Origin of the sequence: Limosilactobacillus reuteri (assembly GCF_002254085.1) — a bacterium.
GTDB classification, from domain to species: domain Bacteria; phylum Bacillota; class Bacilli; order Lactobacillales; family Lactobacillaceae; genus Limosilactobacillus; species Limosilactobacillus reuteri_K.
Genome location: NZ_NGPY01000088.1, coordinates 43,339 through 62,400, shown reverse-complemented (window position 1 = coordinate 62,400; position 19,062 = coordinate 43,339). Strand labels below are relative to the sequence as shown.

Annotated in this window: 20 protein-coding genes and 1 riboswitch; of the genes, 15 read left to right on the top strand and 5 right to left on the bottom strand. The window is 39.6% G+C overall.

Annotated elements, in window-relative coordinates; translation table 11 throughout:
- Positions 1-10 precede the first annotated feature (10 nt).
- Positions 11-985, top strand: coding sequence for a ribose-phosphate diphosphokinase (locus CBG10_RS10375; RefSeq protein ID WP_019254307.1), 975 nt, complete (start codon positions 11-13; stop codon positions 983-985).
- 65 nt (positions 986-1,050) lie between these two features.
- On the opposite strand, the gene dapF is transcribed toward CBG10_RS10375, so the two are convergent.
- Positions 1,051-2,052: a diaminopimelate epimerase gene (gene dapF, locus CBG10_RS10370; protein ID WP_094512527.1), complete on the bottom strand. Its 1,002-nt coding sequence runs from the start codon at positions 2,050-2,052 to the stop codon at positions 1,051-1,053.
- Positions 2,053-2,064: 12 nt separating this feature from the next.
- Positions 2,065-3,423 carry an aspartate kinase gene (locus CBG10_RS10365; RefSeq protein ID WP_094512526.1) on the bottom strand — a complete coding sequence of 453 codons (1,359 nt, stop codon included), beginning with the start codon at positions 3,421-3,423 and terminating at the stop codon, positions 2,065-2,067.
- A gap of 207 nt (positions 3,424-3,630) precedes the next feature.
- Positions 3,631-3,810: riboswitch (Lysine riboswitch) on the top strand.
- Between the two features lie 91 nt (positions 3,811-3,901).
- Here CBG10_RS10365 and lysA point away from each other — a divergent pair.
- From lysA to CBG10_RS10305, 12 genes are all read left to right on the top strand, one after another.
- Entirely contained in the window at positions 3,902-5,212 is a 1,311-nt protein-coding gene (gene lysA, locus CBG10_RS10360; RefSeq protein WP_094512524.1) for a diaminopimelate decarboxylase, read from the top strand.
- Between the two features lie 36 nt (positions 5,213-5,248).
- The gene (gene dapD / locus CBG10_RS10355; RefSeq protein WP_094512522.1) at positions 5,249-5,959 is read left to right on the top strand and encodes a 2,3,4,5-tetrahydropyridine-2,6-dicarboxylate N-acetyltransferase; all 711 of its coding nucleotides are present in this window, start codon (positions 5,249-5,251) and stop codon (positions 5,957-5,959) included.
- A 12-nt stretch (positions 5,960-5,971) separates the two neighbouring features.
- Positions 5,972-7,117 (top strand): N-acetyldiaminopimelate deacetylase, encoded by a 1,146-nt coding sequence (locus CBG10_RS10350; protein ID WP_094512520.1) that lies wholly within the window; start codon positions 5,972-5,974, stop codon positions 7,115-7,117.
- A 27-nt stretch (positions 7,118-7,144) separates the two neighbouring features.
- Positions 7,145-8,068, top strand: a complete 924-nt coding sequence (dapA, locus tag CBG10_RS10345; protein WP_094512519.1) for a 4-hydroxy-tetrahydrodipicolinate synthase — start codon at positions 7,145-7,147, stop codon at positions 8,066-8,068.
- A 3-nt stretch (positions 8,069-8,071) separates the two neighbouring features.
- Positions 8,072-8,851: a 4-hydroxy-tetrahydrodipicolinate reductase gene (gene dapB, locus CBG10_RS10340; RefSeq protein ID WP_094512517.1), complete on the top strand. Its 780-nt coding sequence runs from the start codon at positions 8,072-8,074 to the stop codon at positions 8,849-8,851.
- Between the two features lie 12 nt (positions 8,852-8,863).
- The gene (locus CBG10_RS10335) at positions 8,864-10,048 is read left to right on the top strand and encodes an aminotransferase class I/II-fold pyridoxal phosphate-dependent enzyme (protein ID WP_094508645.1); all 1,185 of its coding nucleotides are present in this window, start codon (positions 8,864-8,866) and stop codon (positions 10,046-10,048) included.
- Positions 10,049-10,067: 19 nt separating this feature from the next.
- The gene (locus CBG10_RS10330) at positions 10,068-11,126 is read left to right on the top strand and encodes an aspartate-semialdehyde dehydrogenase (RefSeq protein ID WP_094502553.1); all 1,059 of its coding nucleotides are present in this window, start codon (positions 10,068-10,070) and stop codon (positions 11,124-11,126) included.
- A 78-nt stretch (positions 11,127-11,204) separates the two neighbouring features.
- The gene (locus CBG10_RS10325) at positions 11,205-12,353 is read left to right on the top strand and encodes a glycerate kinase (RefSeq protein ID WP_094512515.1); all 1,149 of its coding nucleotides are present in this window, start codon (positions 11,205-11,207) and stop codon (positions 12,351-12,353) included.
- Between the two features lie 115 nt (positions 12,354-12,468).
- Positions 12,469-12,819, top strand: a complete 351-nt coding sequence (locus CBG10_RS10320) for a hypothetical protein (RefSeq protein WP_029507929.1) — start codon at positions 12,469-12,471, stop codon at positions 12,817-12,819.
- Positions 12,809-13,108 (top strand): hypothetical protein, encoded by a 300-nt coding sequence (locus CBG10_RS10315; protein ID WP_019252627.1) that lies wholly within the window; start codon positions 12,809-12,811, stop codon positions 13,106-13,108. The genes CBG10_RS10320 and CBG10_RS10315 overlap by 11 nt, the downstream gene beginning before the upstream one ends.
- A 169-nt stretch (positions 13,109-13,277) precedes the next feature.
- Positions 13,278-14,741, top strand: coding sequence for a C40 family peptidase (locus CBG10_RS10310; RefSeq protein ID WP_094512514.1), 1,464 nt, complete (start codon positions 13,278-13,280; stop codon positions 14,739-14,741).
- 151 nt (positions 14,742-14,892) lie between these two features.
- A complete protein-coding gene (locus CBG10_RS10305) occupies positions 14,893-15,096 on the top strand; it encodes a hypothetical protein (protein WP_003668273.1) in 204 nt (67 codons plus the stop codon).
- Between the two features lie 73 nt (positions 15,097-15,169).
- Here CBG10_RS10305 and CBG10_RS10300 read toward each other — a convergent pair whose 3' ends face one another.
- Together CBG10_RS10300 and CBG10_RS10295 are read right to left on the bottom strand one after the other, a co-directional pair.
- Entirely contained in the window at positions 15,170-16,117 is a 948-nt protein-coding gene (locus tag CBG10_RS10300) for a diacylglycerol/lipid kinase family protein (protein WP_094512512.1), read from the bottom strand.
- A gap of 143 nt (positions 16,118-16,260) precedes the next feature.
- Positions 16,261-16,473 carry a DNA-directed RNA polymerase subunit epsilon gene (locus CBG10_RS10295; protein WP_003666803.1) on the bottom strand — a complete coding sequence of 71 codons (213 nt, stop codon included), beginning with the start codon at positions 16,471-16,473 and terminating at the stop codon, positions 16,261-16,263.
- Positions 16,474-16,608: 135 nt separating this feature from the next.
- Here CBG10_RS10295 and CBG10_RS10290 point away from each other — a divergent pair, with 135 nt between their 5' ends.
- Positions 16,609-17,085 (top strand): hypothetical protein, encoded by a 477-nt coding sequence (locus tag CBG10_RS10290; protein WP_094508657.1) that lies wholly within the window; start codon positions 16,609-16,611, stop codon positions 17,083-17,085.
- Between the two features lie 52 nt (positions 17,086-17,137).
- Here CBG10_RS10290 and def read toward each other — a convergent pair whose 3' ends face one another.
- Complete coding sequence (def, locus tag CBG10_RS10285; RefSeq protein WP_094502557.1) at positions 17,138-17,698, bottom strand: peptide deformylase; 561 nt, start codon at positions 17,696-17,698, stop codon at positions 17,138-17,140.
- 256 nt (positions 17,699-17,954) lie between these two features.
- Here def and pdhA point away from each other — a divergent pair, with 256 nt between their 5' ends.
- On the top strand, positions 17,955-19,061 hold the full coding sequence (gene pdhA, locus CBG10_RS10280; protein ID WP_094508659.1) for a pyruvate dehydrogenase (acetyl-transferring) E1 component subunit alpha: 1,107 nt from the start codon (positions 17,955-17,957) through the stop codon (positions 19,059-19,061).
- The last annotated feature ends 1 nt before the right edge of the window (position 19,062 follow it).

Here is a 19,062-nt window from a genome sequence, read left to right as displayed (position 1 = left end):
GAGTATAAAAATGACCCAGATAAAAAATGCCGATAATGTGCGTTTATTTTCACTAAATTCAAATCCAAAACTAGCTGAACAAATTGCTCAACGCGTGGGGATTCCGTTGAGTAAAGCTTCCATTAGTCATTTTGCTGATGGTGAAATTAAAATTACAATTGACGAAAGTATTCGTGGCTGTGAGGTTTATGTCATTCAGTCAGTTTCTGATCCAGTTAACACTAACTTGATGGAACTATTAATTATGGTTGATGCTCTACGGCGGGCAAGTGCGGCCAAGATTAACGTAGTAATGCCATACTATGGCTATGCACGTCAAGATCGAAAAGCACGAAGCCGTGAACCAATTACAGCTAAATTGATCGCGAACCTTCTTGAAATGGATCAAATTAGTCGACTAGTAACGATTGACCTTCATGCTCCGCAAGTTCAAGGTTTCTTTGATATTCCTGTTGATCATCTTCAAGCAACCAGTCTTTTTACCAAATATATTGAAGAGCAAAACTTGGGGGATGATATTGTAGTAGTTGCCCCTGATCATGCCGGTGTTAATTTAGCACGGAAATATGCTGAACGAATTAAAGCGTCTATTGCGATTATTGACAACCGTAACGATGAAGTTCGGGAACGAACTGAACAAGAAGTACCTGAGTATGTAATTGGAGACGTAAAGGGAAAGACTGCGATTATTGTTGACGATATTGTTGATACTGGTGTCCGGATGAACTTATCTGCGCAAGCCTTGAAGAATTTTGGGGCAGCTAAGGTTTATGGTATTGCTACGCACGCAGTATTATCAGCCGATGCGGTAAATACGTTGCAAAATTCTCCTCTTGAAAAGATGATTGTAACAGATACAATTCAACTGCCAAAAGAGAAGGAATTCCCTAAGCTGGTTCAATTATCAGTGGACGATTTATTAAAAGAAGCAATTGTTCGTATCCACAATAACCAATCAATTGATACATTGTTTAATCGTAAATAAATTAAAAATCGATGAAAATTCAGAGTTGAAACTGAATTTTCATCGATTTTATCTTTTAAATTTTTTTAGTTTTCAAATTTTAAGGAAGGCAGTGAATTAACAAAAGCCAAATATGCTTTGTTTTCATCCGTTTCAACGCTACTGCTTTGAAGCTCATCAAGATTTTCTTGGTGAATTGTTGACTCCTCTACAGTAATAATATTAGTAAACGTAGCATTACCGATTAGTTCGACCCAGTAGTTGTAGTCATCACGGTGAAGAATTGTCTTAACCATGCCACCAGGATTATAAACACTAATTGGTTCATTAAGTGATGCTGCGTCTGGATGAGTGAGGGCTAAAGCGAGACTAGTGGCAGACATACCTGTCCCGCAAGCATTCGTAAAGCCAACACCACGTTCAAAAGTTTTTACAAAGAGTTTGTTATGACCGAGAATATGGCCAAAGTTAACATTTACCCCATCACTGAAGTAAGGATTATCACTATTTAACCGTGTCCCTAATTCTTCAAGTGCTGAGCCATTTAGTTCTTCCATACTAACAAAACTAATTAAGTGGGGATTTGGAACAGCAAGGGCTGAAAAACGAAGACTAGGATATAATTCAGGGACAAGGGTGTCTAACAGGCGCTCATGACCAAGGTTATCAAATGGCAAAGCAGTGCGGTCAAACTTTACTGGTGAAATTTCAACGGCAAAAGCGGGAACTCCGGATGCAAGGTCTTCATGCTGCCGAACACGAAGACTAGCATTCATTGTATCGACTTTAAAATCGGTTAAATTATCACGTTCTGCTACATAACGAGCAACCGTTCTTAAACCATTACCGCACATTGAGGCCTCACTACCATCTGCGTTAATTACCCGCATTTGTGCTGCTGATCCTGGTCTAGTTGGATGGTTAACAACTAAAACGCCATCAGCACCACCGAGAACGCCATTTTGTGCATCGGTTATTTGCTGGGTAAATGAAACTAATTCTTCATCAGTAAGGGGATTGGTCAGTTGCGTTTGGTCAAGGATAAAAAAGGCATTTTGTGATCCGTGGACTTTTAATAATTGCACCATAAATAGTTCCTCCTAATTTGCAAAAAAGCGATGGTAGATAGCTCGAACAGCTTCATCTGCATCTTCGTTGTATGTCCCAATCATAATTGCAATTCGTGAAGCTCCTTGATTAATCATGGGAACCGCAATGTGTTTTTCAGCTAGGGGCATTAAAATATCATCGATTACTCCCGTGCGATTACGCATACCTTCACCAACAACCATGATAATTGCATAATTGTCAATCCATTCTAAACGGTCAGGATTAATCTCTTCTTGAATTTCATTGCAGATGGTATCGATTAATTGGTCATTAATTGCATTCCGATCAAGGATAATTGTTATATCATCGATTCCTGAAGGCATATGTTCGTATGAGACGTTGTGCTTTGCGAGAATTTCAAGAATACGAAGAGTAAAACCTGCTTGCTTGTTAAGGAGATATTTGTGCAGGTAGAGGGCTGCAAAGTGTTTTCCGCTCACGACCCCTGTTACAATGTCGCTTGGTTGAAAATCTTTATCAGGGACAATCATTGTTCCTGGCTTTTCAGGATCATTAGTATTACGAACATTAATTGGAATATTTCCTTGAATGGCAGGAATCAATGCTTCATCGTGAAAGACGGAAAAACCAGCATAAGATAGTTCCCGCATTTCTCGATAAGTCATGGTAGTAATTGGTTGCGGATGATCGACAATTTGTGGATTGGCTGAGTAAATAGCATCAACATCAGTGAAATTCTCGTAAGTAGAGGCATGAAGACCGCGCGCGAGAATTGCGCCAGTGATATCAGAACCACCACGGGAAAAAGTAGCAATGTGTCCGGCAAGGGTAAGCCCATAGAAACCGGGGAATATTAATAATTCGTGCTCATTAAACGTAAAATGACTCAAATTTGCGTAAGTTTCTGGAATAACGTTAGCATTATTGGGCGTTCCAGTAACGATAATACCAGCTTCACTTGGTGTCACAAAACGTGCTTCATAACCTAAATGCTGCAAAAGGATGGCCATTAATTGGGCATTTAAGCGTTCACCATGAGCCTTGAAAGCGGCCAAGAGATAGTTATCATTTGGATACGTATGGTTAGGAAGGCCTTCCAGTCGTTCGGCTAGCGGAATCAATTTATCTGCTGGTAAGCCAAAATAAGCAGCAATCTCTTGATATCGATTTAAAATTTGTTCAACGATTTCTTGGGGATTTTGGCCTGCAATTACTGTTTGGGCATATCTAATCAGTAAGTCAGTAACCTTAATATCATCGGCAAAACGTTTACCCGGTGCAGAAGTGACAATTACCCGGCGTTGGGGGTCAGAAGTAATAATATTAATTGCATTTTGAAAGGCTTCTCCATTAGCAAGAGAACTTCCACCAAACTTTACGACTTTCATACTTAAAATACTCCTTTGAGATAATTAGGGTTGCTAATTTATCTCTAAAATAATTTAATCGAATTCTAACACATTGGAGGTGACATGCAAGCTTTTAAGTTACAAAAGTTTAGTGAAATTAACTTTCTTACATCTAATGGATTAAAAAAACTTTTTTAAATTTAATTATTTGTATTGACATTCTCATAAAAGACTTATAAGCTATGTATAAATCGAAGAGGCGCAACCGACACTAGTAAACTAATTTAGTTCGCCAAGACGTTGAGGTTAGTTGAACAGGGAAGTTGCCGAAGCGCTTAGTTTGGCATATTAAGTAGCTGGGTCGTAGTTGAACAAGCTACGGACTGTCGCAGGACAATAAGAGCCTGCGTTGCGCTATCGACAAATCAGAATGGATAAGTGAATTCCACTGTTTGTTTGCGCAGACAGTGGATTTTTTTATAGCCTCTTTACTACAAATCTCATGGAGGAATTACAAATGAACGAACAGATTACTGATCAACAATTAAATGCCGCTGGTCACCTAACAATTGGGGGATGTGATGCGATTGATTTAGCTCACCGGTTTGGTACCCCGTTAGTTGTTTATGATGTTCAACAAATTCGCCACCAGATCCGAGCATTTAAGCAGGTTTTTGAAGAAAACAGTGTTGATTATGCAGTTAGCTATGCTAGTAAGGCTTTTTCAGCAATCGCAATGTATCAAGTGGTTGCTGTAGAAGGTGCGCATGTTGATGTTGTTTCTGGTGGTGAATTGTATACGGCAATCAAAGCGGGCTTTCCAATGGCTAATGTTAGTTTTCACGGGAATAATAAATCACGGGAAGAATTGGAAATGGCAATTGACCATCACGTGGGAACAATCATGATTGATAACTTCCATGAGATTGAATTGCTAGCAGACGTTTTGGAAGAGCATGATGCGCATGTTGATGTGATGTTGCGAATTACTCCTGGAATTTCTGCTCATACAAATAAGTACATTCAAACTGGTCAAGTTGACAGTAAATTTGGATTTGACCTTCAATCAGGACAAGCAGATGAGGCGTTAGCAAAAGTTCTTGAGAATCCCCGAATGCAAATGAAAGGATTGCATGCCCATATTGGTTCACAGATTTTTGAACTTGCGGGATTTGAAGGGGTAGCTAAGAAGTTGGTTGAAGTTGCCGCCCACTGGCAAGAAAAATTCAACTACCAAGCTGCTGTGATCAATGTTGGAGGTGGCTTTGGAATTCGTTATGTAAAAGATGATACACCACTTGCTCCAGAAGAATTTGTGGCAGCAATTATTAAGGCCATCAAAACTGAAATTAAAGAAACAAACCTTACCATGCCAGCAATTTGGATAGAACCAGGACGTTCAATCGCGGGGCCTGCCGGCTATAATCTTTATACTGTTGGATCACGTAAAGATGTACCAGGATTGAAGCCATATGTAACAGTTGATGGCGGGATGGGCGATAACATTCGTCCAGCACTTTATGAAGCACAATATGAAACGGTCTTAGCAAATAATCCTCGAGCAGAAGTGGTTGAACATGTTCGGATGGCAGGAAAGTATTGCGAGTCTGGTGATATCCTTAGTCAGAATCAGGCATTACCGGCTACGAAACCAGGGGATGTCTTGGCAATGCTTGATACTGGTGCTTATGGCTATTCAATGGCTTCAAATTATAATCGGAATCCTCGTCCAGCAGTTGTCTTTGCGGAAAAAGGCACAGCTCAGGTTGTAATTAAACGAGAAACTTACGATGATTTAATTCATTTGGATGAACCATACCAACAATAATTTGACATATATAAAGGAAGAAAGAGGTAAATAATTATGGCTGAATTAGATGCACAAACAATCATTAACTACATTAGTAACGCACCCAAGAAGACACCGGTAAAGGTCTACCTTAAAGGAAATCTGGGTGATTTAGAATTTCCCGCAGAAGTAGAAACATTTCTTGAACAGCATACGGGTGTTATTTTCGGTGATTGGACAGTTATCGAACCGTTATTAAAGGAATACAGTTCAGCAATTGAATCTTACCATGTGGAAAACGATGCGCGTAATTCAGCAGTTCCTTTGCTTGATTTGAAGAATATTAATGCCCGCATTGAGCCGGGAGCAATTATTCGCGATAAAGTGCTTATTGGTGACAATGCTGTCATTATGATGGGCGCAACAATTAATATTGGTTCTGAAATTGGTGCCGATTCGATGATTGATATGGGGGCAGTTCTTGGTGGCCGTGCAATTGTTGGTCGCCACTGTCATATTGGTGCTGGTACTGTATTAGCTGGAGTGGTTGAACCAGCTTCAGCTGAACCAGTCCGCATCGATGATAATGTAATGATTGGCGCCAATGCGGTGGTAATTGAAGGGGTTCATGTAGGAGAAGGAGCCGTAATTGCTGCTGGGGCAATTGTTACTCATGACGTTGCTCCTCATACGATGGTTGCGGGAGTTCCTGCTAAGTTTATTAAAAATGTCGATGACCAAACCGCTGGCAAAACTGAATTAGAGGACGATTTACGGAAGCTCTAGGAGGAGGTCGAGATGTTAACAGAAGAAGAATTAATTCAAATTCGTCGTCACCTCCATCAAATTCCAGAACTGGCTCTCCAGGAATTTGACACCCACCAATACTTAGTGGAGACGATTGCTGGTTTTAACCAAGCTTTTTTAGAAGTTCGTACCTTTAAGGAATTACCAACTGCCCTTATGGTGTTAGTTCATGGTCAGAATCCACAACGAACAATTGGGTATCGAACAGACATCGATGCCTTACCAGTTGAGGAACAAACAGGCTTGCCATATTCATCAACTCATCCGGGAATAATGCACGCCTGTGGTCATGACATTCATATGACGGTTGCATTAGGCGTATTGAATTATTTTAGTGAACACCAGCCGCAAGATAATATCCTGTTTTTCTTCCAACCGGCCGAAGAAAGCGAAAATGGTGGAAAGCGGGCATATGAACTAGGCTTATTTAGTGGAAAGTGGAAACCAGATGAGTTTTACGGTTTGCATGATAATCCTGATTTACCAGCAGGAGTAATTGGCTGTCGGATGGGGACCTTGTTTGCGGGAACCACGGAAGTTAATATTGACCTCAATGGTAAGGGCGGTCACGCGGCGTATCCTCAAAATGCTAATGATACAGTCGTTGCGGCAGCATCATTGATTCTTCAAGTGCAGACTGTGATTTCGCGGAGTATCGATCCTATTCAAAGTGGTGTAATTACCTTAGGAAAGATTGACGGCGGGACAATTCGAAATGTTATTGCTGGACATACGCGGATTGAAGGAACGATTCGAGGACTAACGCAGACGATGATTGAAACTATTGATGATCGCTTGAAGGACGTATGTGAAGGAATCGGGCGTAGTTTTAACATGGATGTTTCCCTTGAATTAAATCAGGGTGGCTATTGGCCAGTAGAGAATAATCCAGAATTAACAAAACGGTTTATCCATTACATGGAAGAAACACCAACTGTAAACTTTATCGAAACAGAGCCAGCAATGACTGGGGAAGACTTTGGCTACTTACTGGCTAAATTTCCAGGAACCATGTTTTGGCTTGGGGTTGAAGATGATTCACAATTACATTCGGCCACCCTTACCCCCAATGAAAAAGCAATTAAACGTGGAGTAGATGCGATTACTGGTTTTCTTGAATATCGAATGCAAAATTAGCAGGGAATAAATAATGGAGGAAAGAATATGACAGTATTACAAAATGCAGACTTAATGACGGCAATTGTAACCCCCTTTGATGATGAGGGAAATATTGATTATGGTCGTTTAGAGTATTTGACAAATTACTTAATTGAACATGGGAGCAACGGTTTTGTTATCGGGGGGACTACTGGGGAAACTCCGGAACTCACTCATGATGAAAAAATTGAGCTATACCAACATTTCGGTGAAATTGTAAACGGACGGGTTCCGGTTATTGCTGGAACTGGGAGCAATAATACTAAGGAAACGATTGCCTTTACTAATGAGGTTGCGCAAATTAACGGTATCGATTATGCCCTTGTTGTTGTTCCTCCTTATAACAAACCTAACCAACGGGGAATGGTTGCTCATTTTACAGCAGTTGCGGATAATGTTGCCCTCCCAATCATCATTTACAACATTCCTGGTCGTACAGGGGTAAAGATGGCTCAGGAAACCGTAGTAGAATTGTCGCACCATCAAAATATCGCCGCTGTAAAACAATGTACATCTTTGGAAGAACTTGAATACATTGTTGAACACCGCGACCCTGATTTTGCAGTTTTCACAGGTGAAGATGCACAGGCACTAACTGCCCGGGTTTTAGGAGCAAATGGAGTTATCTCGGTTGCTTCCCATACTTATGTCGATCAAATGCGCCAAATGTATGACTCACTATACCGAGGCGATTATCAAACTGCTGGTAAGTTGCAACGGTGGTTAACTCCCCGGATGGCTGCTTTGTTTATGTTCCCATCACCATCACCAGTTAAAGCGGTTTTGAATGCGCAAGGTTTTAACGTTGGTAGTTGTCGCTTACCAATCCTTCCATTAAATGAAGAAGAAAAACGCGAATTAGAGGCTGCCTTATCATTACCTACTAATTCACTGACTACTAAGAACTTACCTTTAAATTTGGGGGAATAAAGCATGAAAAAAGTTTTAATTGCTGGTGCGACTGGAGCAATGGGACAAAAGGCGGTTGATCTAGTAAACTCGCTTGATGGATTTGAAATTACCGCTGCGCTTGCACCAACCTTAACAAAAGAGAATATGACTGATTTTCACCTTGCATCATCTGTTCATCCTTATCAAACTTTGGATGAAATTGATGATGGAGTTGCTGATATTTGGATTGATTTCACCTTGCCGAGTGCCGTTTATCAGAATGTTAGGTTTGCACTTGAACACGGAATGAGGCCGATTGTTGGAACGACCGGCTTAACCGATGAACAACAAGCAGACTTGGTTCGTCTCAGTGAAGAAAAACAAGTGGGTGGATTGATCGCTGCTAATTTTGGGATGTCAGCAGTTCTTCTTATGAAATTTGCTCAGGAAGCGGCTAAATATTTCCCGGACGTTGAAATTATTGAAATACATCATGGCGATAAGAAGGATGCCCCATCGGGAACGGCTTTGAGTACCGCAAAGTTGATTGATCAAGTTCGTCCTGCCCATGAGACAAATCCTGATGAAACAGAGAGCTTAACTGGTGCGCGGGGTGGCGACTACCATGGAATTAAGATTCATGCTGTTCGGCTTCCGGGGTACATTGCTCATGAACAAGTTCTCTTTGGTGGTGATGGCGAGGCCCTGACTATCCGCCAAGATTCATTTGACCGTCAATCCTTCATGAATGGGGTTAAGGTTGCTCTGGAAAAAGTTGACGGATTATCAAAATTAGTAATTGGCCTAGAAAATATTTTATAAGAGGGTGAAAAAATGCCAAGACTTCATGCTGAATTAGCAACCACCGTAAATAGTCATTTGGCAGCTGTTCCGCCAGCACAGATTCGCGCATTTGATGAAGAAATTTCTGCCGTTCCTGGATTAGTAAAATTAACACTTGGGGAACCGGACTTTGCCGTGCCAGATCACGTTAAAAAGGCAGCAATCGAAAGTATTCAAAACGATGATTCTCACTATTCACCAAGTAAGGGTAAAATCGAATTACGCAAAGCGATTAGTAAATATCTTGAACAAAGTCGTCATGTTTACTATGACCCTGAAACCGAAATTGTAGTCACGATTGGGGCAACAGAAGCGGTAACCGCGACAACATTTGCGATGCTAAACTCGGGAGATAAAGTAATTATTCCCACTCCAGCATTTTCGCTATACTTCCCGAGTGTTTCCCTAACTGGTGCTGAACCAATCAAAGTTAACACTGCTGATGATGGTTTTTTACTGTCTGCTGAAAGACTAGAAGAGGTATTAGCAAAAGAGGGGCCTGCAGTAAAGGCCGTTCTCTTAAATTATCCTAATAATCCAACTGGCCGCTCATACACTGAAGAAGAGCTAGAAGCATTAGCTAAAGTAATTGAAGAACACCATATCTATGCGATTGTTGATGAGATTTATAGTTCGTTGATGTACGATCAACCGTTTCATTCACTTGCAACGCTTTTGCCTGAGCAGACAATCTTGATTAGTGGTTTATCAAAATCACATGCAATGACAGGTTATCGTTTAGGATATGTGGCTGGCCCGGAAGAATTTATTTCAACGATGTCAAAGATGCATTCATTTATGGTAACGTGCCCAAATGATACTGCGCAAGCGGCCGCGATTGAAGCATTAGAAAACGGGGCTGATGATCCACAAAAATTTAAGCAGGCTTATCGTCAACGGAGAGATAAACTTGCGAGTGCAATGCGAAAGATGGGCTTTGAAATTGCATTGCCAGATGGCGCATTTTATATTTTTGCCAAAATCCCTGCTCAATTTGGGAAGGATGATCTCGCCTTTGCTCGTAAATTAGCCCATGAAGCTAAAGTTGGCGTAATTCCCGGGAGTGCATTTGGTCCTGGTGGAGAAGGATACATTCGCTTATCATATGCAGCGGCAGATTCTGTTATTGATACGGCGATTGAACGGTTACAAAATTTTATGAATAATTTAGGATAGGTTGAAAGAAGGAACTAAGATGAGTAAAGAATATAATGTCGCAATTTTAGGTGCTACTGGTGCAGTTGGTACACGGATGATTCAGCAATTGGAACAGTCAACAATTCCAGTAAAGAGTGTGAAATTACTGGCATCCGCTAAGTCAGCTGGTAAACAATTATCATTTAAGGGCCAACCGATCACTGTTGAAGAAACAACACCTGATTCTTTTGATGGGGTTGATATTGTGCTTTCATCTGCTGGTGGATCAGTATCAAAAAAGTTCCTTCCAGAAGCAGTAAAACGGGGAGCAGTTTGTGTTGATAATACTAGTGCTTTTCGGATGGAACCCGATGTACCCCTAGTAGTTCCAGAAGTAAATGAAGAGGCATTAAAAAATCATCACGGAATTATTGCTAATCCTAACTGTTCGACAATTCAAATGGTGGTAGCATTGGAACCAATCCGCCAAGCATTTGGATTGAATCAAATTATTGTTTCAACTTACCAGGCGGCTTCAGGAGCAGGCCAATCAGCTTTAAATGAATTGCGACAAGAAACTCAAGACTACCTTGATGGTAAAGACATGCAAGCAGATGCCAAGATTTTGCCAACAAAGGGTGACAAGAAGCATTATCCATTAGCTTTTAATTTATTGCCGCAGATCGATGTCTTTGAAGATGATGGTTACTCTCATGAAGAATGGAAGATGATCCATGAAACAAAGAAGATCATGTTAAACGATATGGACGCTAAGGATATTAAGGTTACTGCCACTTGTGTTCGGGTACCTGTCCCAATTGCTCATGGAGAATCAATTTACTTTACTGTTGACGATCCAACAGTAACTGTTGACCAATTGCGGGCAGTATTAAAGGACGCTCCCGGGGTAGTTCTGCAGGATGATCCTGCGCACCAGGTTTATCCTCAACCAATTAATGCTGTTGGGAAGCGTGACACTTTTGTTGGTCGCCTCCGTTCAGATGAAGAAAATCCTGGTTCTTTTAATATGTGGGTTGTTGCTGACAATCTCCTTAAAGGGGCTGCTTGGAATACCGTTGAAAATGCAGAACGGTTAGTTGCAAATGGGTTAGTTTAAAATTTTATATCATACAAAAAATACTCTCTGAATATAGGGAGTATTTTTTGTATGATATAAATGAAAGGATGATCAGTGATGAAATTTGTAATTGCCCCAGATTCATTTAAAGGCGGATTAACGGCAAAAGAAGCAGCAAATGTGATGGCAGAAGGAATCAAAAGAGTGTTTCCGAATGCCGAGTATGTTTTAGTCCCAATGGCTGATGGAGGAGAGGGGACTGTTCAATCCTTAGTTGATGCGACTAACGGTCAAAAAATGATTGCTAAAGTCCACAACCCATTAAATAAATTAGTTAATGCTGAGTATGGGATATTAGGTGATGGGGAAACAGCAGTGATTGAGATGGCGGCGGCAAGTGGGCTTCAATTTGTTAATAAGGAGACTGCGAACCCGCTTATTACAACTACATATGGTACCGGCGAGTTAATTAAGGATGCTCTTGACCATAATGTTAAAAAAATAATTATTGGCATTGGTGGAAGTGCAACTGTTGATGGTGGAGCTGGAATGGCCCAAGCACTTGGAGCACGTTTATTGGATGCTGATAATCATGAAATTGATTTAGGCGGTGGTGTGTTAGCAAGTTTAAATCAAATCGATTTTAGAGGCTTAGATCCCCGATTAAAAAAAGTGAATATCCAAATTGCATCAGACGTTACCAACCCATTAACAGGAAAAGATGGGGCAGCACCAGTATTTGGTCCTCAAAAGGGCGCTGATGAAGAAATGGTTAATCTCTTGGACAAAAATCTTCATCATTATGCACGAAAAATAGTTGCAGCTGGTGGGCCAGACGTTGAACAAACAGCAGGGGCAGGGGCAGCCGTTGGTTTAGCCGGATTAATAGCTTTTACCGGTGCGACAATGAAGCGAGGAGTAGAGTTAGTGATTGAAGCAACGCAACTACGAAAAAAAGCAGTTGGTGCTGATTATGTTTTTACCGGTGAAGGAGGAATTGACTTCCAGACTAAATTTGGTAAAACGCCATATGGAGTCGCTAAGGCAACTAAAGAGGTGGCGCCTAATGCTCCAGTAATTGTGTTGGCTGGAAATATTGGAAAGGGTGTAAATGACTTATATTCATCCACGGCCATTGATGCAATTTTTGCAACTCCTGAAGGGGCTAAACCATTAGAAGCAGCATTAGCGGATGCACCTATTGATATTGCTCAAACAGCGGAAAATGTTGCGCGTTTAATTAAAGTGAGTCATGTTAATAATTAAGAATTAAAAGGTCAGTTAGGCAAGGTCCAGCTGGCTTTTTTATAGCAATTACTAGCTTGGCTTAGTCTGATAAAGACCGTATAATGAATTGGAAGATAACCAAGGAGAATTTAAAATGGAAGATAATAAATATCAATATGATGAAAATGGCTTTCGGGAAGATTTAAAAGATGATCCAGATGTTCTGCACCAACCAGATGCTGATCGTACACAGCGGGATCTAGTAATCCTGGACTATGATGAGACGATGGCATTTCTTAATGGTGAAAAGGAAGTTAAGACCATCTATGACTTTTCAGATGATGTTTTGGAAAAAATAAAAGAAAAATATCCAACCCTAAATGATACACCGATCAATAAAGTAATCATGGAAAAGTATCAGCAGATTTTGTCTGCGCGATACAATGAATCACAAGCAAATAATAAGACGATTCATGTCGATGATAGTGAGGAGAATGATGAATAACCTAATAACGTTTATTATTTCAATTGCCTTTTTAGGATTAGTAATTTGGGAAAATCGTTTGCATAGTCAACTCGGCTTTTTGGCAAGTCAACGACCAGATAAAGTTACGAAGGATTTTATTCGGGTAATTCGTCAAGAAAAACGGTTAAATTGGATCTTATGTATTCTAGCAATTATTGTTTTCATGACAACCAGTCGTTACTCAGTTCTATTAATGAGTATTATTACAATTATTGAATTGTTGTTAGTAACCCGTATGGATCGTGTAAAGAACGAAATGATAGATTAAATATTATTATAATAGTTAATATTTTAAGAAATAGTAACGTTTTTTAAGAACTATCTAATAATTGCTATACGCATTTAAAAATTAATGGTAAAGTTAGAATTGTGTATTTCACTAATTTATTATTGTTTGTTTAGTTTTTAGGAACTTATTGGGAGGGTGTTTTATTTATATGAGTAAAAAAAGAACACATCATTCAAATAACCATCGATCTCGTGGCGTTTTTGCAGGAGCAGTTAGTGCCTTAAGTTTATTAGCAGTAACAACACAAGCAGTTAATGCTGAACAGCTTACTGTTAAGTCTGGTGATACTATTTGGGGGCTTGCAAAACAACATGGACTTTCTGTTAGTGCATTGGAACAAGCAAATCCTTCAGTTAAGAAGGTAAATGACAGCGTTGACTTAATTACAGTTGGCCAACAATTAACGTTGCCTACTACTCAACATGATGCTAGCGCAGATTTGAATGCTGATGGTAGTTATACTGTTAAGCCTGGCGACACGCTTAGCTCTATTGCTGATCGTTATAATGTAACGGTTAGTCAATTAATGGCATGGAATAACCTAAGCACTAATGACTCATTATACATTGGACAACAACTCAGTGTAACGGGTCCCGCAATCTCAACTGCTGTAAACGCACCTGTTGTAAGCGCTCCTGTTGCTGATGCAAGTGTATCACCTCAGCAACCAGTTGCTCAATCGACAGATGCAACTTCATCGGTTCAGGTTCAAACTTCAGTAGTTGCTTCTGCTTCTGTGCCTCAACAAGCTGTGGCTAGTAGCCAACCAGCAGGAACTTCAGCAACGCCTGCTTCAAGTACAATGCAACAAGTTTCAACTGCCTCAACAGTAGCTGTTCCTAACCAAAGTGCAGCCAATAATAGTAGTACAACTTCAACTTCTGCTGATGTAACAGTTTCATCAACTGCAACAGATACTACTCAGCCTAATGTTCAGGTTGCTTCTACCTCAGCTGAAAATAGTGTTGCACCACAAACACAAAACTTTACTGTTAGTCAGGCTGCATCAACAGCTGCCAATACTGCCGCTTTATATGGACAATCATTTGTTCAAGCAGCTCCAGTAGCAAGTCAAGCTCCACAATCACAGACTGCCCCAGCATCACAAGCAACGGTTAACGTTCAGAATAGTAATACTGCTGCTTCACAACAAACAACTGCTGTAACATCACAAACTCAACCGCAACAATCACAAGCGGCTGCTAGTCAACCTGCACAGCAAGCAACAACTACTAATCAAGATTTACAACATGGTTCTGTAGTTAGTCTTGCCACTAAGATTGCTAACTCTAATAGCGTTCCGTACGTATGGGGTGGTGAAAGCCTTAGTGGAATGGATTGTTCTGGATTAGTTAAGTATGTTTATGCTAATGCGGAAGGTAAGCAATTACCACACTATACAGGAGCACTTGAAAATTGTGTTGATCAACATCCAGTTAGTGAAGCTAAGCCAGGTGATCTTTTATTCTGGGGTAACCATGGTTCAACTTACCATACTGCAATTTATACTGGTAATAACCAGTATGTTGCTGCTGCTAAACCAGGTACTAATGTTGCAACTTACACGATTAGTCCATATTTTAATCCAAGTTTTGCCGGAACAGTTAAATAGTTCTGATAAATTATTAGAGCTTTTTCATTAGATAGTAACAAAGATGTAACTTAAAAAGGGTTAACATTCTTCTATGCTCGTGTTATCTTACTTATATTGCAATTCCAGTATTGCTCTAAAAATATTTCACATTTATTGGGGAGTGTTAAATATGAGTAACAAACATGAAATTGAAGAAGATTTATACCGTGCACAGTCCCGTTTGGATGATTTATGTAAACAAGAGGGACAAGAAAATACGGGCACTCAGACTGTTACTATTCAACCAAAATACGGTGAAGAGATGCAATCTTTACGGGAAGAATGCAGTCAGTTACGGATTATTTTGGAAGCGATGGAAGCTTCTGAAGATTAATAAAATAAAAAGATCAACAAAAAAGCAGTAAGCGCTAGAAGAAAAATTATCTTCTGGGCTTACTGCTTTTAACTTATTTTTCTGTTGTTTGCCAAATTGGATATTGACTAATGTCTAGGGTGAGGTCGATAAAACGATTACCTATTTCTTCTCCATCAGTTTGACTAAATTCTAGTGAAGTAGTTGTGATGTGGAGATTATCGCTTTGGAAGTGGTGGGCAAATTTTGATTGATCTAACTTACCCCGGGCTAACTGTAGCAATTGCCAAATTGTCATAGGCCAACCTTTTCGTTCAGCAACGACTAATTCCAATGATGGTTTCTTTAACGAAGCGCTTGGTGCAACTTTAAATCCACCACCGATAAATGGATGGTTGCTGGTAATTGCGATGTAAGCTTTAGGAAAAATAAAGCGTTCACGCCCTGCTTGAATCATCAGGGTAAAGGGCTCTTGATCATAGATTACTCCAATTGCCTTTTGGAGGTAGGTGAAACGCCCAATATGATTTTTCTTGTGATGAGCCTTAAACGTATTAGCACGACTAACAATTGCCGCGTCAAAACCAATTCCTAAATTATTAAGAAAATAACCTTCTTCACCCCGAATCGCCTCATGATAATGACCAATGTTAATTTTTTGTGGTGCGTCTGCAGTTAAAATTTGATTTAATGCCCTTTGTGGATGCATAGAAATCCCGTAACCGCGGGCAAAATCATTTCCTGTCCCAGCAGGAATATATCCAACCGCAAGTGGCTTTTTATTCAATCGCTTGGCCGTCTTCATAAGTCCATTAACAACTTGATGTAGCGTACCATCACCACCAATCGCAATGACAATTGTTGATCTCGCATTATGAGATTGGGCGATTTGGCTGGCAAGGTATTCTCCATGATTAGGATACTTAGTTGTTTCCATGTGATAATCAATTTGTTGTTGATCTAAGACCGGTTTAATTGACGACCATGCCTTTTCTGCATTGCCATTACCAGCATGACGGTTGAGGATGATTGAATAATTCATCAATATTCCTCCTTTGAATGGTGCCAAAAAGCAAAATAATATTTATATTCGAATAATTAATTCAGTATTTTCTAATATTCATAAGAAAGTTGGAGGCTGAGAAAAACAAGCGTTTTTCTCAGCCTCTGTTAATGATTAAAAGCTTAGAACGTCGTCAACTTAAAGTTAGGGTTTTGCTTTTCGTAAGCAAGGGCCTTTTCATCAAGTTGTTCTACAAATTCAATATTGTAGTCAGTGTTGTGTTCAACCATTAAAAGTGCTTCAGCTTCTGAATCAGCTTCAATATACAATGATTGAGTGTTTTCACGAACTGGGCGTTTTGTCTTATCAGCTTGGTAGTATACTTTAAAAGTCATACTGTTAAAAACTCCTTAATTAAAGATATTATGCAGTAATTTACTTTATTATTCTATCACAGATGGCCAAAAGTGTCTTAAATTTTCCTAACATGGTATTATTAAATAAAGGTAAAGGCCAAAGAGGTGATAGTCATGGTTATCTTCTTAATCTGTATTTTAGCAGCAATAATTGTTATTGCCCTTTATTTAACGATCCATCGCGTATTTCTTAAGCGAGCAACGATGATGGTACAGAAAAACGCTCAAGACGTTACTGATGCAGCGTTAAATACTAGTTTGAAAGAAATGTTACATTGGAATAAAAATCTGAATTCTCAAATTGTTGCCGATGTTTGGGGAAAAGGTGTGCTTGCTTTTGAATACCATTTTGATTATAAAAAAGAAAATATTAATCTTGATGATTTCACACGTCAAAAACTAGCAGCAAAACTTGATGAATACGCAAAACGACACCATTTAAAGATAGCTCCCAAAGCCTCTCAACCGTTTATTATAACCGATTGGTGGAAATATGAAGGGATTTTGCATATCGATATTGCCTATTTGATAAATGAAGCAACTGTTGAGTACATTGAAGATTTAAAAAAATTAAATCAAAATAGTAATTAGTGAAAATGGCCGGGAGAAAGTATATTTTTCTCTCGACCATTTTTTGTAAAAATTAACTAATCATTACTGTATCTGCAGGCGCCTCAAATGGTTGATCTTTATTAATATGATCGTAAAATAGCACCCCATGCAAATGGTCAATTTCATGCTGACAAACAATTGCTGGATAATGCTTTAATCGTACCTTATGAGTTTCACCGTTAACATCTTGATAACGTAATGTAATGCGGTCATGTCGTGGTACGTAGCCAGGCACGTCTTTATCAACTGAAAGACAACCTTCACCTTCAGTAAGAGCACCATATTGAACCGATTCACTGACGATTACTGGATTAATGATAACGTCCTTAAATAAGGGCTTTTCATCTTCAGCAGGTGCGGGAACAAGGACAGCAGCCATTTGCTTTGAAACACCAACTTGAGGAGCGGCAAGGCCAACTCCAGCTCGTAACTTGTACTTTTCACATAATTCAGGATCTTGGCTTACTTCTAAGTATTGCATCATATCCTTTGCTAATTTTTGGTCTTCATCAGATAGGGGAAATGAGACCTTAGCAGCTCGTTTACGTAAAACGGGATTGCCATCACGGGTAATATCTTTCATTAAATACATTACTCACTATGCCTCCATATAAAAATTCAATCATATTATAGTCTATCATAACTATTTAAAATTGCTAATGAATATGAGGATAACAATATTTAACTATAAATTTTGAAAAAACGTATACTTCACTTGGACCATTTTAATAATTCTGTCCATTAAGTTTATGAAAGCGCTTGTATTATTTAGGCAATCGGTTATACTATAAATGTAGGTAAGCAATCGCTTACATGATGTTAATTGGATTTGGAAAGGAATGTTGAATATGGCCAATACCAAAGCTGTCAATTTTGCTGAGATTAAAGCCAATGAAGGGGTACCTTATGCAAAACCCGTACAAATTCTTGATAACGACGGAAATGTTGTTAACAAAGAATTAATGGCTAATTTCAGTGATGAATTATTAGTTGACTTAATGAAAAAAATGGTTTGGGAACGTGCCTTGCATGAACAAACAATGAGTTTCTCAAAGCAAGGTCGGTTAGGTTTTTATGCTCCAACTTGGGGTGAAGAAGCTTCTGAAATGGGAACCGCTGCCGCATTTAAGAAGCAAGACTTCCTATTTCCGGCATACCGTGATTTGCCACAATTAATTCAACATGGAGCAACTGTTGCTCAAATGTACTTATGGTCAAAAGGACACATCAAAGGTAACCTTTTTGATGCACGTGCTCTCCGGCCACAAATCATTATCGGAGCACAGATGGTCGAAATGGCTGGTGGTGCTCTTGGAATTAAGAAGAATGGTGAGAAGGACACTGTTGCCTATGCTTACACTGGTGAAGGTGGAAGTTCACAAGGGGATACTTATGAAGGAATGAACTTTGCTGGTGTATTCCAAGTACCTGGTGTATTTATTATTCAAAATAATGGATGGGCTATTTCGTTCCCACGAAAGTTGCAAACTGAAGCACAAACAATTGCTCAAAAGGCTGTTGCTGCTGGAATTCCAGGGGTTCAAGTTGATGGAATGGACGTCCTTGCATGTTATGAAGTTGCAAAGGAAGCTCGTGAATTTGCTGCTGCTGGTAATGGACCAGTGCTAATTGAGACATTAACATACCGGTTCGGTGCTCACAGTTCAGCAGGTGATGATCCTACTCGTTACCGGACTGAGGATGAAACAAAGCCATGGTTTGATAAAGATCCATTGATTCGTCTTCGCAAGTACCTAACGAAAAAGGGACTTTGGTCTGAAGAAGAAGAACAAAAGTATGCTGATGAATGCAAACAAAGCTTTAAAGAAGCAATGAAAGAAGCTGATTCAGTAGAACCTGAAAAAGTTAGCGATATGTTGAAGCGGACGTTTGAAGTACCAACTCCAGACATTAAAGAACAAATTAAGAAGTACGAAGAAAAGGAGTCGAAGTAAT

Bases quoted from the DNA above. Each gene is read 5' to 3' on its own strand.
- CBG10_RS10375 (WP_019254307.1), top strand. From the start codon at position 11: ATGACCCAGATAAAAAATGCCGATAATGTGCGTTTATTTTCACTAAAT.
- dapF (WP_094512527.1), bottom strand. From the start codon at position 2,052: ATGGTGCAATTATTAAAAGTCCACGGATCACAAAATGCCTTTTTTATC.
- CBG10_RS10365 (WP_094512526.1), bottom strand. From the start codon at position 3,423: ATGAAAGTCGTAAAGTTTGGTGGAAGTTCTCTTGCTAATGGAGAAGCC.
- lysA (WP_094512524.1), top strand. From the start codon at position 3,902: ATGAACGAACAGATTACTGATCAACAATTAAATGCCGCTGGTCACCTA.
- dapD (WP_094512522.1), top strand. From the start codon at position 5,249: ATGGCTGAATTAGATGCACAAACAATCATTAACTACATTAGTAACGCA.
- CBG10_RS10350 (WP_094512520.1), top strand. From the start codon at position 5,972: ATGTTAACAGAAGAAGAATTAATTCAAATTCGTCGTCACCTCCATCAA.
- dapA (WP_094512519.1), top strand. From the start codon at position 7,145: ATGACAGTATTACAAAATGCAGACTTAATGACGGCAATTGTAACCCCC.
- dapB (WP_094512517.1), top strand. From the start codon at position 8,072: ATGAAAAAAGTTTTAATTGCTGGTGCGACTGGAGCAATGGGACAAAAG.
- CBG10_RS10335 (WP_094508645.1), top strand. From the start codon at position 8,864: ATGCCAAGACTTCATGCTGAATTAGCAACCACCGTAAATAGTCATTTG.
- CBG10_RS10330 (WP_094502553.1), top strand. From the start codon at position 10,068: ATGAGTAAAGAATATAATGTCGCAATTTTAGGTGCTACTGGTGCAGTT.
- CBG10_RS10325 (WP_094512515.1), top strand. From the start codon at position 11,205: ATGAAATTTGTAATTGCCCCAGATTCATTTAAAGGCGGATTAACGGCA.
- CBG10_RS10320 (WP_029507929.1), top strand. From the start codon at position 12,469: ATGGAAGATAATAAATATCAATATGATGAAAATGGCTTTCGGGAAGAT.
- CBG10_RS10315 (WP_019252627.1), top strand. From the start codon at position 12,809: ATGATGAATAACCTAATAACGTTTATTATTTCAATTGCCTTTTTAGGA.
- CBG10_RS10310 (WP_094512514.1), top strand. From the start codon at position 13,278: ATGAGTAAAAAAAGAACACATCATTCAAATAACCATCGATCTCGTGGC.
- CBG10_RS10305 (WP_003668273.1), top strand. From the start codon at position 14,893: ATGAGTAACAAACATGAAATTGAAGAAGATTTATACCGTGCACAGTCC.
- CBG10_RS10300 (WP_094512512.1), bottom strand. From the start codon at position 16,117: ATGAATTATTCAATCATCCTCAACCGTCATGCTGGTAATGGCAATGCA.
- CBG10_RS10295 (WP_003666803.1), bottom strand. From the start codon at position 16,473: ATGACTTTTAAAGTATACTACCAAGCTGATAAGACAAAACGCCCAGTT.
- CBG10_RS10290 (WP_094508657.1), top strand. From the start codon at position 16,609: ATGGTTATCTTCTTAATCTGTATTTTAGCAGCAATAATTGTTATTGCC.
- def (WP_094502557.1), bottom strand. From the start codon at position 17,698: ATGTATTTAATGAAAGATATTACCCGTGATGGCAATCCCGTTTTACGT.
- pdhA (WP_094508659.1), top strand. From the start codon at position 17,955: ATGGCCAATACCAAAGCTGTCAATTTTGCTGAGATTAAAGCCAATGAA.